This window comes from Methylobacterium sp. BTF04 (genome assembly GCF_010692745.1).
Taxonomy (GTDB): Bacteria; Pseudomonadota; Alphaproteobacteria; order Rhizobiales; family Beijerinckiaceae; genus Methylobacterium.
In genome coordinates, this window is record NZ_JAAHTB010000005.1 from 40,953 (window position 1) to 53,359 (window position 12,407).

Annotated in this window: 13 protein-coding genes; 10 read left to right on the forward strand and 3 right to left on the reverse strand. The window is 66.8% G+C overall.

Going from position 1 to position 12,407, the window contains the following annotated elements; all coding sequences use genetic code 11:
• Positions 1 to 17 precede the first annotated feature (17 nt).
• The gene (locus tag G3T14_RS04765; RefSeq protein WP_163640573.1) at positions 18 to 1,136 is read left to right on the forward strand and encodes an NADH:flavin oxidoreductase/NADH oxidase; all 1,119 of its coding nucleotides are present in this window, start codon (positions 18 to 20) and stop codon (positions 1,134 to 1,136) included.
• 2 nt (positions 1,137 to 1,138) lie between these two features.
• Entirely contained in the window at positions 1,139 to 1,492 is a 354-nt protein-coding gene (locus G3T14_RS04770) for a hypothetical protein (protein WP_204262641.1), read from the forward strand.
• 7 nt (positions 1,493 to 1,499) lie between these two features.
• On the opposite strand, the gene G3T14_RS04775 is transcribed toward G3T14_RS04770, so the two are convergent.
• Complete coding sequence (locus G3T14_RS04775) at positions 1,500 to 2,285, reverse strand: phosphodiester glycosidase family protein (RefSeq protein WP_246732921.1); 786 nt, start codon at positions 2,283 to 2,285, stop codon at positions 1,500 to 1,502.
• A gap of 247 nt (positions 2,286 to 2,532) precedes the next feature.
• Between G3T14_RS04775 and G3T14_RS04780 the strand changes: the two genes are divergently transcribed.
• Positions 2,533 to 3,033 carry a hypothetical protein gene (locus G3T14_RS04780; protein ID WP_163640574.1) on the forward strand — a complete coding sequence of 167 codons (501 nt, stop codon included), beginning with the start codon at positions 2,533 to 2,535 and terminating at the stop codon, positions 3,031 to 3,033.
• A gap of 67 nt (positions 3,034 to 3,100) precedes the next feature.
• On the opposite strand, the gene G3T14_RS04785 is transcribed toward G3T14_RS04780, so the two are convergent.
• Positions 3,101 to 3,520 carry a DUF4174 domain-containing protein gene (locus G3T14_RS04785; protein ID WP_246732922.1) on the reverse strand — a complete coding sequence of 140 codons (420 nt, stop codon included), beginning with the start codon at positions 3,518 to 3,520 and terminating at the stop codon, positions 3,101 to 3,103.
• Positions 3,521 to 3,649: 129 nt separating this feature from the next.
• Between G3T14_RS04785 and G3T14_RS04790 the strand changes: the two genes are divergently transcribed.
• Complete coding sequence (locus G3T14_RS04790) at positions 3,650 to 4,687, forward strand: NADP-dependent oxidoreductase (protein ID WP_163640578.1); 1,038 nt, start codon at positions 3,650 to 3,652, stop codon at positions 4,685 to 4,687.
• A gap of 202 nt (positions 4,688 to 4,889) precedes the next feature.
• Positions 4,890 to 5,456: a single-stranded DNA-binding protein gene (gene ssb, locus G3T14_RS04795; protein ID WP_163640580.1), complete on the forward strand. Its 567-nt coding sequence runs from the start codon at positions 4,890 to 4,892 to the stop codon at positions 5,454 to 5,456.
• 63 nt (positions 5,457 to 5,519) lie between these two features.
• On the opposite strand, the gene G3T14_RS04800 is transcribed toward ssb, so the two are convergent.
• On the reverse strand, positions 5,520 to 6,452 hold the full coding sequence (locus G3T14_RS04800) for a catalase family peroxidase (RefSeq protein WP_246732937.1): 933 nt from the start codon (positions 6,450 to 6,452) through the stop codon (positions 5,520 to 5,522).
• 396 nt (positions 6,453 to 6,848) lie between these two features.
• Here G3T14_RS04800 and gyrA point away from each other — a divergent pair, with 396 nt between their 5' ends.
• The 5 genes from gyrA (at position 6,849) to G3T14_RS04825 (ending at position 12,404) form a co-directional block, all read left to right on the forward strand.
• The gene (gene gyrA / locus G3T14_RS04805; protein WP_163640584.1) at positions 6,849 to 9,593 is read left to right on the forward strand and encodes a DNA gyrase subunit A; all 2,745 of its coding nucleotides are present in this window, start codon (positions 6,849 to 6,851) and stop codon (positions 9,591 to 9,593) included.
• Between the two features lie 209 nt (positions 9,594 to 9,802).
• Positions 9,803 to 10,627, forward strand: coding sequence for a porin family protein (locus tag G3T14_RS04810; protein ID WP_163640586.1), 825 nt, complete (start codon positions 9,803 to 9,805; stop codon positions 10,625 to 10,627).
• A gap of 166 nt (positions 10,628 to 10,793) precedes the next feature.
• Entirely contained in the window at positions 10,794 to 11,294 is a 501-nt protein-coding gene (coaD, locus tag G3T14_RS04815) for a pantetheine-phosphate adenylyltransferase (RefSeq protein ID WP_163640588.1), read from the forward strand.
• Between the two features lie 35 nt (positions 11,295 to 11,329).
• A complete protein-coding gene (locus G3T14_RS04820; protein ID WP_163640590.1) occupies positions 11,330 to 11,908 on the forward strand; it encodes a peptidylprolyl isomerase in 579 nt (192 codons plus the stop codon).
• 31 nt (positions 11,909 to 11,939) lie between these two features.
• The gene (locus G3T14_RS04825; RefSeq protein WP_246732923.1) at positions 11,940 to 12,404 is read left to right on the forward strand and encodes a hypothetical protein; all 465 of its coding nucleotides are present in this window, start codon (positions 11,940 to 11,942) and stop codon (positions 12,402 to 12,404) included.
• Positions 12,405 to 12,407 lie beyond the last annotated feature (3 nt).

Consider the following 12,407-nt stretch of genomic DNA (forward strand, 5'->3'; position numbering starts at 1 on the left):
GCACGCCGGAGCCCCGCATGACCGCACGCCTGTTCGAGCCCCTGCGCCTCGACGACCTCACACTCGACAACCGCATCATCGTGGCCCCGATGTGCCAGTATTCCGCCCATGCCGGTCAGGCCAGCGACTGGCACCTGATGCATTTGGGTCAGATGGCGATGTCGGGGGCCGGATTGCTGACGCTGGAGGCGACCGCGATCTCGCCCGAAGCCCGCATCTCGCCCACCGATCTCGGCCTGTATTCCGATGAGACCGAGCGGGCGCTCGGCCGGGTGCTCGACGCGGTGCGCGGCTACGCACCGATCCCGATCGCGATCCAGATCAACCACGCCGGTCGCAAGGCTTCGAGCCGGGCGCCGTGGGATGGCGGTGCCCAGATCGCACCGGACGCTCCCGACGGCTGGCGCACCGAAGCCCCCTCGGAGATCGCCCACGGCGACGGTGAGGTCGCGCCCCACGCCCTCGACGCCGAGGGCCTGAAGCGGATCCGGGACGGTTTCGTCGCCACCGCGCGCCGGGCGCTTGCGATCGGCATCGACGGGTTCGAGTTGCACGGGGCGCACGGCTACCTGCTGCACCAGTTCCTGTCGCCGCTCGGCAACCAGCGCACCGATCAGTATGGCGGCAGCCTCGCCAACCGAATGCGCTTCCCGCTCGAATGCTTCGAGGCGGTGCGCGACGCGGTGCCGGCGGGTAAGCCCGTGTGGATGCGCGTCTCGGCCACCGACTGGGTCGAGGGCGGCTGGACCCTCGACGAGACCGTGGAACTCGCCCATGCCCTGAAACGCCGGGGCACGGCGGCGATCCACGTCTCGACCGGCGGGCTCTCGACCCAGCAGAAGATCCCGCTTTCGGCGGGCTATCAGGTCCCCTTCGCCGAGCGGATCAAGGCTGAGACCGGCCTCACCACCATCGCGGTCGGGCTGATCACGGAAGCCGCACACGCCGAATCGATCCTGGCCGAGGGCAAGGCCGATGCGATCGCGCTGGCGCGTGGCCTGCTCTACGATCCGCGCTGGCCGTGGCACGCGGCAGCCGAGCTCGGCGCGCAGGTGCGGGCTCCCAAGCAATACTGGCGTTCGCAGCCGCGGGAGTTCAAGGACCTGTTCACCGCCACCCTGCACGGACAGCGCTGATCATGGACGATGTGACGACCTTCGACGTGGAGCGCGTCCGCCTCGATCTCGAGAACGGAATCTGCCTCATCTCCGGGGCGGACGACGAGGAGGAGCCGGCCGGCTACTTCATCATCCAGATGGAGAAGGGCGATCCGGACGGCCCGCTCATCGAGGTCTTCGGTGAGGATCTGACCCAATCCGACGGCGTGCTCACCCTGGAGATGGGCGTGCGCCACCTCCTCTTCACTTTCGAGCCGACCAGCCCGATCGGCGCCGAGATGCCGGCGGTGCGGATCGAATCCCGCACCGAGATCGCCGAGGGCGTGCGCTCACGGCTCTCCGTCGCCTTCGGGAAGCGCGCCAAGCGGGTGTGACGCGAATTCAGCGTGCCATCGCGCCCACCATCGGTCCAAGCGGACGGCTGAGGTCGGACCGGCCCATGGACGGCGCGTAGAGGCTCGATACGCTGCCATCGAGGAACAGAGCGTTGCGGCAGCCGAGATCGTCCTTGAACAGGCGGGCGAAGGCGCCGAAGCTCACCGGGCGCTCGGAGATCGCGAACACCGCGGTGCGGCCGTCATCGCGCACGCCGACGCCGTTGCGGATCTTCTGGCTCGGGCCGTCGGCGGAGATCTTCGGGTGGATATGGCCGTCCACCACCAGCATCGGGCCGGATTGCGTGGCGAAATCGGGCTTGGGCTGGACGCGGAGATAGCGCGTCGTCTCCATTACTCCGGCCCGGTCGCCCTTCACGTAGAAGATGCCGTTGGGCTTGAGGTGGAAGTTGCCGGGGCCATTGGCGGTGGAGACCCCCTTCATCTCGCGCCCGTCCTCGACATAGAGCCCGACCGGAGCCTGGCCCTTGTCGTACATGCCCGCATTCATCGCGAAGCTGAGGCGGGGACCCTGCTTCTGCGCCAGGGTCGAGAGCGAGCCGTAGGGCAGGCTATCGGCTCCGAGCCAGAACACCCGAACGCGCTCGCGCCGCAGATCGACGGTGCAGACGGTGTAGGCTTCGCCGGCCGACTGCACCGCCCGGCATGGCGCCGCGGCCGGGGCGGCCGACGCCGGAGCGGAATAGCCCCACGCGACTGCCACCCACGCGACCGCCAGGAGCCGACCGGCCCGATGCAGCGGAAGACCGTTCGTCCGGTGGCGTGACATCATCGGGTTGACCTGACTCTGGCGACTCGGTTCCAGGATACGGTCCGGGCAACCGATCGACGGCGCGCGGAAGCCACCTCCTCGCCCGAAATCCCGGCATCTTTCAAGGGGCTGACGCGCCGGCGCCAGTTTGCCGGTCAGCGGCGATCGGTTCACGATACCGGGAAGATCAAATGCAACATGAACCGTTGGCGGGGTGTCCGCGTTTTGACTCCGATGGGGATGCTCTAGGCTCTCGGAGATCGCAGAGATGAAACGAATTGTTCTGGCCTCGGCCGCGATGATCGGTGCCCTCGCCATGATCCCGGCCGGTGCTGAAGCCCGTGGCGGTTTCGGCGGTGGTGGATTCCACGGTGGCGGCTTTGGCCACGGTGGGTTTGGTGGCGGCGGCTTTCGCGGTGGTGGCTTTCGTGGTGGCTTCGGCGGCGGAGGGTTCCGCAACGCTGGTTTCGGTGGCTACCGCGGTGGTTTCGGCGGTTATCGCGGAGGCTACTATGGTCGCGGCTACGGCCGCGGTTACGGTTATGGCCTAGGTGGCCTGGGTCTCGGCGTTGGCCTCGGTCTCGCTGCCGGTGGTCTCTATGGCGGCTACGGCGGCGGCTACGGTGGATATTACGGCGGCGGCTACGCTCCCGTGGGCTATGGCGGTTACGGCGGTGGGTATGGGTACGGTGGCGGCTGCTACACCGTGCCTCGCGTTCGCTGGACGCCGTACGGCTATCGTCGGGTGTTGGTCGAGCGCTGCGACTGATCGCACGATCCGACATCAGACAGGAAAGGGGCCGCATTCGCGGCCCCTTTTTTCGTCTTGAAGGCCATCAGCGGCGGCTCTCCTCGCGCCGCATCGGCATGGCATCGATGGTATCGAACAACGTCCGCGTTGGAATCGGTTCGTCCCGGTTGAGCTTTGCGCCGCCATCCTTGCCGATAAGCAGCACCCGGAACCCATCCCGTGGCAGTCCGAGCCGGTCTCTCAGCCGCCGGGCCGAATCCCCTTGTCCCAGTATCTCGATGGTGACCAAGTCGCGCTCCGCCATCCCGGCCTTGGCGGCGGCAACGGTGCTACGCTGAACTACCAGCCGCGGATCAGCGCCATCGGTGGCCGAGATCACCAGGACGCGTGATGTCCAGCGATAGGCTCCGAGAGGATCGTCGGCCGCCCGCGTCGCTCCGATCCCGGTGAGGGTCGCGCCGCCGGCCAACAGCGTTGCGCAGAGCACCATCCATCCACTCGCCATCGTCGCTCCTGCTCGATCACCCGATGATCCTGACAACGCCCGGAACAGGCAGCGGGCACCATCGGCTGATTTGCGCATCGGTCGGGCGGGACCCATGTCCGTACCAATCCTCCAGTACCAGGAGCCGACATGACAGGACCCGCCTTGCCCGCCAGCACCGTGAATCGTCGCATCGTCCTCGCCGCCCGCCCGCATGGAGAGCCGAACGAAAGTCATTTCCGACTGGAGGAGACGCGGATGCCGACTGCCCAGCAGGGCGAGGTTCTGCTGCGCAACCGCTTCCTCTCCCTCGATCCGTACATGCGCGGGCGGATGAGCGCGGCCAAATCCTATGCCGAGCCCGTCGCCATCGGCGACACCATGGTGGGCGCCACGGTGGCCGAGGTCGTGACCTCGCATCACCCCGATTATCGGGTCGGAGACAGCGTGGTCGGTTTCGGCGGCTGGCAGGATTTCTACACTTCGAATGGCAACGGCCTGCGCAAGCTCGACCCGCAGACGGCGCCGGTCACGACGGCACTCGGTGTCCTCGGAATGCCCGGCATGACCGCCTATACCGGCCTCCTCACGATCGGCCGGCCGAAGCCCGGCGAGACCGTGGCGGTGGCCGCCGCCACCGGTCCGGTAGGCTCACTCGTCGGGCAGATCGCCAAGCTGAAGGGCGCGCGTGCCGTCGGCATCGCCGGCGGCCCTAAAAAATGCGCCTATCTGACAGAGCATCTCGGCTTCGACGCGGCCATCGATCATCGCAGCGAGAGTTTTGCCGACGATCTCGCGGCCGCCTGTCCGAAGGGCATTGACGTCTATTTCGAGAATGTCGGCGGTGCGGTGTTCGATGCCGTGCTGCCGCTCCTCAACACCTTCGCCCGGCTTCCCGTCTGCGGTCTAGTCTCGGGCTACAGCGCCACCGACCTGCCGGCCGGCCCCGACCGTATCCCGCTGCTGATGCGGGCGGTTTTGTCGAAGCGCCTTCACCTGCAGGGCTTCATCGTGTGGGATTTCGCTTCGCAGGAGGCCGCGTTCCTCGACGCGGTCGGCGGCTGGCTGCGGGACGGACGCATCCGCCACCGCGAGGATATCGTCGACGGACTGGAGGCTGCGCCCGAGGCCTTCGCCGGCCTGCTGAAAGGCCGGAACTTCGGCAAGCTGATCGTCAAGATCGCCTGAGCGCTGGCTTGTCGGTCAATCCGAACAAAGATAGAACATCGAGGCTGCCCACCGGCTTGCGAGTCTCGTGGACAACCGGCATCCCGGCGATTGCCGGCAGGTTCGCGACGGCCCATGACAGGCGGCAGCGAGGCGATCCGGCTCCGAACGGGCGCGGGTCGCAATCGACGTCTTGTGAGATCGACCGAGAGGAGTGAGCGGCATGGCCGGCAGCGTGAACAAAGTGATTCTGGTGGGCAATCTCGGGCGCGATCCCGAGACGCGGCGCCTCGCTTCCGGCGATCCCGTGGTCAACCTGCGCATCGCGACGTCCGAGTCTTGGAAGGACAAGATGTCCGGCGAGCGCAAGGAGAAGACCGAGTGGCACTCGGTGGTGATCTACAATGAGAACCTCGCCCGCGTAGCCGAGCAATACCTGCGCAAGGGCTCGAAGGTCTATATCGAGGGCCAGCTCCAGACCCGGAAATGGTCCGACCAGTCCGGCGTCGAGAAATACACCACCGAGGTGGTGCTCCAGCGCTTCCGCGGCGAGCTGACGCTCCTCGACGGTCGCAGCGGCGGCGGTGAGATGGGCGCCGACGAGGAAGGCGGCGGCGGGCAGATCAGCCGCGGCGGCGATGGCGGCGGCGACCGGGGCGGGGAATACGGTGGCGGCCGCGCGTCCGGCGGCGGTCGTCCTGCCGGTGGCGGCGATCGCCGGCCGGCGCCGTCGAGTGGCGGCGGTGGAGCGAAGCCAAACTACGATCTCGACGACGACATTCCGTTCTAGGCTTCTCCGTTCCAATCCTTTCGCTTGGGCGCGACCCCTCGGGTGTCGCGCCCATTTTTATGTCTATTGCGAGCGCTTGCCGAACGAGACCGCATAGGCCTGATTGCGGGCATCGATGAGCGGGTCGTCCGAAACCTCGATTCCGTCGGTGAGATTGCCCGGCATGAACAGCAAGGCCTTCTGGGCCGCATCGCTGTCCGGCACGGTCTTGGTGAGGGTGATTGTCCCCATCGTGACCGTCTTGCGGTCGTCCGGCCAAGGCTGGCTCGGGTCCTTGGTCTGGTCGCCGGGATCGGCGAGTTGCGCCTGCAGGCTGAAGGTCACCGGCGCCTTGCCGAGCACGGTCGAGATATCCTCCATCAGAAAGTTCGGGGCACGCTTGGCCGCCTCGTCCGCCCCGAGATATTCCGTCCCCGCCGGGGGGACGAGGTGGAAGCGGAATGGCTGTTTCTTGCCCTTTGCATCCACGAAGACGAACGCGTCGATGCCGTGATAGGCCTCGCGGCTGAAGCTCGATGGGGTCTGAACCGTGGCGAAGGCCTTGGGGGCCGAGGGGTGGGACGCCATGAAGCGCTCCACCGGCGTGGGCTTGGCCGCATCCGGCCCACTCCGGGCGATCGCCGTCAGCAATTCCAGAAACTCCTCCCCGGTTGCGACGGGAAAATACTTCAGCGAATTGGTGACGAGGTCCATCTCACCACCATCGGCGAGCTTGAACTTCACCGACATGCCATGCGGATTGGCAGGCCCGGATCCGTCTGGAAGGGTCGGCAGGCCGGTAGAATCCGAGAACCGAACCGTCACCGGAACCGGCTTGCCGTCGAACAGGCTGGCCTTGCTCAAGGTCGCGGCGTCCGGCGCCGCGGTAAAGCTGCCCTCGACCACGACGCCCTTGGCGTGATTGGCGCGATAGCCCGCGTGACTGCCCCAGAGGGTGTTCATCGCCGCGACGGTCTGCTCGGCGGTGGTTCCGTCGGCGGCCCGAGCACCGGGCATGGCGGCCGCGCACAGGGCGGTAGCAACCGCGAGTCCGAAGCTTGCCCGAAATCTGACCATACGTGTTCTCCGTTCTGGCGCCGCACGCGCGACAGCATGATCCGGCATAGACCGTGACGGACCGATGTCTGCGCAAGCACGCCGCGCGCCACGGCCATCGCAGCCAGCGTCGTCAGGCGAGCAAGCCGTTGGTCGTCAATGACTTTCGCTCCACTGTCGGGATGCGTCGATTGGTGGCTTGCGCCGCACGGATCGGCTATACGAAGCCGGCAGGACCAGCGTGGTCCGGTTCGCTCTGCGCAACCGGATCGAAACGCCCGAACCCATTCCCCGTGAGCGGACGGCGGCAGCAACCGCGCCGCATTCCGGGCTCGCGACAGGCAGAGATCGAAGACCTTGGCAGAGAACGACAATCCCGGCGCCGGTTCGACGCCTCCCGCCTCCGACATCAAGCCCGTCTCCATCGTCGACGAGATGCGCCGTTCGTATCTCGATTATGCCATGAGCGTGATCGTGAGCCGGGCGCTGCCCGACGCACGTGACGGCCTGAAGCCGGTGCACCGGCGCATCCTCTATTCGGCCTACGAATCCGGGCACCTGCCGGAGCGCAAATACGTCAAGTCGGCCCGCATCGTCGGCGACGTGATCGGTCTCTACCACCCGCACGGCGACCAATCGATCTACGACGCCCTGGTCCGCATGGCGCAGGACTTCTCGATGCGCCTGATGCTCATCGACGGACAGGGCAATTTCGGCTCGGTGGACGGCGATCCGCCGGCGGCCATGCGCTACACCGAGTCGCGTCTGGCCAAGCCCGCCAACGCGCTCCTCGCCGACATCGACAAGAACACCGTCGATTTCCAGCCGAACTACGACGAGTCGCGCGAGGAGCCGACCGTCCTGCCGGCCCGCTTCCCGAACCTGCTCGCCAACGGCGCCGGCGGCATCGCGGTGGGCATGGCCACCAACATCCCGCCGCACAATCTTGGCGAACTCATCGACGCCTGCATCGCCCTCATCGACGATCCGAGCCTGTCGATCGAGGCGCTGACCGAGATCGTGCCGGGCCCGGACTTCCCCACCGGCGCCTCGATCCTGGGACGCGCCGGCACCCGCCAGGCCTACGCCACCGGGCGCGGCTCAATCATCATGCGGGCCAAATCCCACGTCGAGGAGCTGCGCAAGGAGCGCGAAGCGCTGATCTTCACCGAGATCCCGTATCAGGTGAACAAGGCGACGCTGATGGAGAAGATCGCCGAGCTGGTGAAGGAGAAGCGCGTCGAGGGCATCTCCGACCTGCGCGACGAATCCGACCGGGACGGCATGCGCATCGTCATCGAGCTTAAGCGCGACGCCATGGCCGATGTGGTGCTGAACCAGCTCTACCGCTTCACGCCGCTGCAATCCTCGTTCGGGTGCAACATGGTCGCGCTCAACGGCGGGCGACCGGAGCTGATGAACTTGAAGGACCTGCTGCAGGCCTTCATCGATTTCCGCGAGGAGGTCGTCTCCCGGCGCACCAAGTTCCTGCTCAACAAGGCGCGCGAACGCGCCCACATCCTGTGTGGCCTCGCCATCGCGGTGGCCAATATCGACGAGGTGATCCGCCTCATCCGCACCTCGCCCGATCCGAACTCCGCGCGCGAGGCCCTGATGGGTCGCGACTGGCCGGCCCACGACATCGCTCCGCTCATCGCCCTGGTGGACGATCCGCGCCACCGCATCAATGCGGACGACACCTACCGCCTGTCTGACGTGCAGGCCCGCGCGATCCTCGACCTGCGCCTGCAGCGGCTCACCGCCCTCGGCCGCGACGAGATCGGCGACGAGTTGCAGAAGCTCGCGGACGAGATCGCCGACTACCTCGACATCCTGCGCTCGCGCCTGCGCATCATGGGCATCGTCAAGACCGAGCTGTTGGAGGTTCGCGAAGCCTTCGCCACCCCGCGCAAGACCGTGATTCTCGACTGGGATTCGAACGTCGAGGACGAAGACCTGATCCAGCGCGAGGACATGGTCGTCACCGTGTCCCATGCCGGCTACGTCAAGCGGGTGCCACTCTCGACCTACCGGTCCCAGCGCCGCGGCGGCAAGGGCCGTTCGGGCATGTCGACCCGCGACGAGGATTTCGTCACCCGCCTGTTCGTGGCCAACACCCACACGCCGATCCTGTTCTTCTCCAACGAGGGCCAGGTCTACAAGGAGAAGGTCTGGCGCCTGCCGATGGCCGCCCCGAACGCGCGCGGCAAGGCGCTCGTCAACATCCTCGCCATGAATGCCGGCACCGAGCGCATCACCACGATCATGCCGCTGCCCGAGGACGAGGCGTCCTGGGAGACGCTCGATGTGATGTTCGCCACAGCCAGCGGCGGCGTGCGCCGGAACAAGCTCTCGGACTTCGTGCAGGTGAACCGCGCCGGCAAGATCGCCATGAAGCTCGACGAGGGCGACCACATCGTCCACGTGGAAATCTGCCGAGCCGACCAGAACGTCCTGCTCACCTCCAAGGATGGCCAGTGCATCCGCTTCCAGGTCGAGGACGTGCGCGTCTTCAAGGGACGCGATTCCACCGGCGTGCGCGGCATCAGCCTCGCCAAGGACGATCGCGTCATCTCGATGACGATCCTCAACAGCTTCGATGCGAGCCCGGAGGAGCGGGCCGGCTATCTCAAGATGCGCCGGGCCGTCATCGGCGATGCGGTCGAGGGCGAAGAGGTGGCTACGGAGGCGGAAGAGGGCGCGACAGAGGCGTCCGCGGTGTCGCTGGAGCGCTACAACGAGATGGGCGCCGCCGAGCAATTCGTGCTCACCCTCTCCGAGCGCGGCTTCGGCAAGCGCAGTTCCTCGTTCGAGTACCGCACCTCCGGGCGCGGCGGCAAAGGCATCACCGCCATGCGGGTCAACCCGCGCAACGGCAGCCTCGTCGCCTCCTTCCCGGTGCAGCCTTCCGACCAGATCATGCTGGTGACCGATGCCGGCCAGCTCATCCGCGTGCCGGTGGATGACATCCGCATCGTCGGTCGCGCGTCGCAGGGCGTCACCGTGTTCAACACCGAGAAGACCGAACGCGTGGTCTCGGTGGAGCATATCGAGGGTGAGAACGACACCGGGGAAGACGACACCGCAGAGGACGCGGTATAGCGCCACCCGATCCTCGCCGGCAGATCCTTGCCGCCATCGAAAAATATTCGCAGCGGCGAGGATTAAAGGGCTAGATAAATTCGTGGCGCCCAATCGAATTTTGCACAAGCGAACGTCGTGCTTCGGTGTTGCTGCGATGTCATAGGCTCTGGTCAGGGCCTCGGTTATGCCCGGTTTCAGACGATGTTGCTGAACCCAGGGTGATGACCGTGCTCAAGAATATTCTCCTTGCCGGCGCCGCGATCGCGCTCCTCGGCGGTGCCGCATCGGCGGCGGATCTGCCGCGCCGCGCCGCCCCGCCGGTGTTCGTCCCAGTCCCGGTCTTCACCTGGACGGGCTTTTACGCCGGCTTCAACGCTGGCTACGCGTTCTCGGAGAGCGACACGCTGCGCACCACCGGAATCGGTGCCCTGCAGAACAACGTCAATGCCGGCCTGCGCCGCGCCAACGTCAAGCTGTCCCAGGAAGGTTTCACCGGCGGCGGCCAGATCGGCTACAACGTTCAGTTCACCCCCGGCAGCGGTTTCGTGATCGGCGTCGAGGCTGACGCCCAGTACACCGACCTGCAGCGGACCCAGACCGACAGCATCTTCCTGCCGGTATTCAACCCGAACCGTCTGACCAACACCTACCGCACGGAAGTCGGCTTCATCGGGACCGTGCGCGGCCGCATCGGCTACGCCTTCGACCGGGTCTTGGTGTACGGCACCGGCGGCTTCGCCTACGGCGACGTCACCCACAGCGTCGGCTTCACCACCGGCGCGCCCACCACCTATGCCGGTTCGCGTTCCAGCATGGAGACCGGTTACGCCTATGGCGGCGGCATCGAGTACGCCCTGCCCACCGAGTCGTTCCTGAACTTCTTCAAGTCCAGCGCCGTGACGGTGAAGGCCGAATACCTCCGCTACGATCTCGGCAGCCGCAACCTGCTGGTCGCCTCCACGGGCGGCCCCGGCGTCGGCTACAACACCCGCTTCCGGACCGAGGGCAGCCTCGTCCGCGCCGGCGTGAACTACAAGTTCGGCACGTACTAGGCCCGAACCGAGGTCGGCCCCTGACGGCCGGACGCGTTTTTGAAGCGGGCGCTCCCAACGGGGCGCCCGTTTTTTCGTGCCGTGTTCCGGTCGGCGCCGTATGCACCGTGCCGATCCGCACACCCGCGGTTTCGTTTCGGCGCGAAATGCTCTACCTCGGGCCGCGATGATCCGCACCGCACTCTACGCCGGCTCTTTCGACCCGGTCACGAACGGCCACCTCGACGTCATCCGTCAGGCCTGCCGACTCGTGCAGCATCTCGTCATCGCCATCGGCGTGCATCCGGGCAAGGCTCCGATGTTCTCCGCCGACGTGCGGGCGGAGTTTCTGCGCGCGACCTGCATGCCGCTGGCGGATGCAGAGGGCACGCAACTCGAGATCGTCAGTTTCAACGATCTGGCGGTCACGGCCGCGCGGCGCCACGGCGCCACATTGTTCATTCGCGGCCTGCGCGACGGCACCGATCTCGACTACGAGATGCAGCTCGCGGGCATGAACGGCGCGATGGCGCCGGAGGTTCAGACCGTGTTCCTGCCCGCTTCCACGGGCGTCCGACCGATCACTGCGACGCTGGTGCGCCAGATCGCCGCCATGGGCGGCGATGTCTCGCCCTTCGTCCCACGGCTCGTCGCCGACCATCTCGCCCAGCGCTTCAGCAAAGCCTGACGATCCCGCTTCCCTTTCGGAGAGAACGCCTGCCCATGACGTTTGGACCTAAGACGTTTGGAACGAGCCGTCGCACCGCCCTCGGTGCCCTGGCTTTCGCCGCGATGCTCGGCCTGTCGCCTGCCGCACGGGCTGCCGACGAGAACACCGTCTATCTCGACACGAAGGACGGCCGCGTCACCATCGAGTTGCGGGCAGACCTCGCCCCCAAGCACGTGGCGCAGCTCAAGACCCTGATCAAGCAGGGCTTCTACGACGGCCTGAAGTTCCACCGCGTCATGGACGGCTTCATGGCCCAGACCGGAGACCCGAAGGGCAACGGCACCGGCGGATCGAGCCTGCCCAACATCCCGGCGGAGTTCTCGTCCTCGCCGTTCCGCCGCGGGACCGTGGGCATGGCGCGCTCGTCCGAGCCGAATTCGGCCAACTCGCAGTTCTTCATCTGCCTCGGCGACGCCTCCTTCCTCAACGGTCAGTACACCGTGGTCGGTGTCGTCTCCTCGGGCATGGAGGCCGTCGATGCGATCAAGAAGGCGGCGCCCGGTTCCGCCGGCGGTGCCGTGCAAAACCCCGACAAGATCGTGAAGATGCAGATGGCCCAGGGCGCGAAGTAGTTTGGCGGCCTGGCGCGCATCAGCAGCGGCGATGGCGGCGTTTCTCGCGCCGACCCTCGCAATCGGCGCGCAGGCTGTCCCGTCCGGCCCCCTGACCCTCCGCGATTCTCTATGCCAATCCGTGCAGGGCTCCGACGGCATGGCCCATGCACGGCCGGTTCCCGCAGGAACGGGGGCCATCGATACGCTCAAGGACCTCTATCCCGCCCTTGCGGCATGCTGGGAGGTCCCCGCCGGCCTCGGTCGCTTCGAGCGCACCGAGATCACCGCGCGGTTCTCGCTGCGCAGCGACGGCTCGGTCATCGGCACGCCGCGTGTCACCTTCGCCAGCCAGTCTCCGGACAGCCGGGCGCGCGCGGTGCTGACGCAGGCAACCCTGGAGGCCATCAGGCGCTGTACCCCCGTGCGGGTCACGCCGGCTCTGGGCGGCGCCATCGCGGGGCGCCCGATCGCGCTCCGCTTCACTCATCAAGGCCCCATAGGACAAGGAATCTAGTTC

Excerpts from the sequence above, each read along its gene's own strand:
- G3T14_RS04765 (WP_163640573.1), top strand. The coding sequence starts at position 18 with ATGACCGCACGCCTGTTCGAGCCCCTGCGCCTCGACGACCTCACACTC.
- coaD (WP_163640588.1), top strand. The coding sequence starts at position 10,794 with ATGATCCGCACCGCACTCTACGCCGGCTCTTTCGACCCGGTCACGAAC.
- G3T14_RS04785 (WP_246732922.1), bottom strand. The coding sequence starts at position 3,520 with ATGGCGAGTGGATGGATGGTGCTCTGCGCAACGCTGTTGGCCGGCGGC.
- G3T14_RS04800 (WP_246732937.1), bottom strand. The coding sequence starts at position 6,452 with ATGCCCGGTGCTCGGGCCGCCGACGGAACCACCGCCGAGCAGACCGTC.
- G3T14_RS04770 (WP_204262641.1), top strand. The coding sequence starts at position 1,139 with ATGGACGATGTGACGACCTTCGACGTGGAGCGCGTCCGCCTCGATCTC.
- G3T14_RS04780 (WP_163640574.1), top strand. The coding sequence starts at position 2,533 with ATGAAACGAATTGTTCTGGCCTCGGCCGCGATGATCGGTGCCCTCGCC.
- ssb (WP_163640580.1), top strand. The coding sequence starts at position 4,890 with ATGGCCGGCAGCGTGAACAAAGTGATTCTGGTGGGCAATCTCGGGCGC.
- G3T14_RS04790 (WP_163640578.1), top strand. The coding sequence starts at position 3,650 with ATGACAGGACCCGCCTTGCCCGCCAGCACCGTGAATCGTCGCATCGTC.
- G3T14_RS04775 (WP_246732921.1), bottom strand. The coding sequence starts at position 2,285 with ATGATGTCACGCCACCGGACGAACGGTCTTCCGCTGCATCGGGCCGGT.
- G3T14_RS04825 (WP_246732923.1), top strand. The coding sequence starts at position 11,940 with ATGGCGGCGTTTCTCGCGCCGACCCTCGCAATCGGCGCGCAGGCTGTC.
- G3T14_RS04820 (WP_163640590.1), top strand. The coding sequence starts at position 11,330 with ATGACGTTTGGACCTAAGACGTTTGGAACGAGCCGTCGCACCGCCCTC.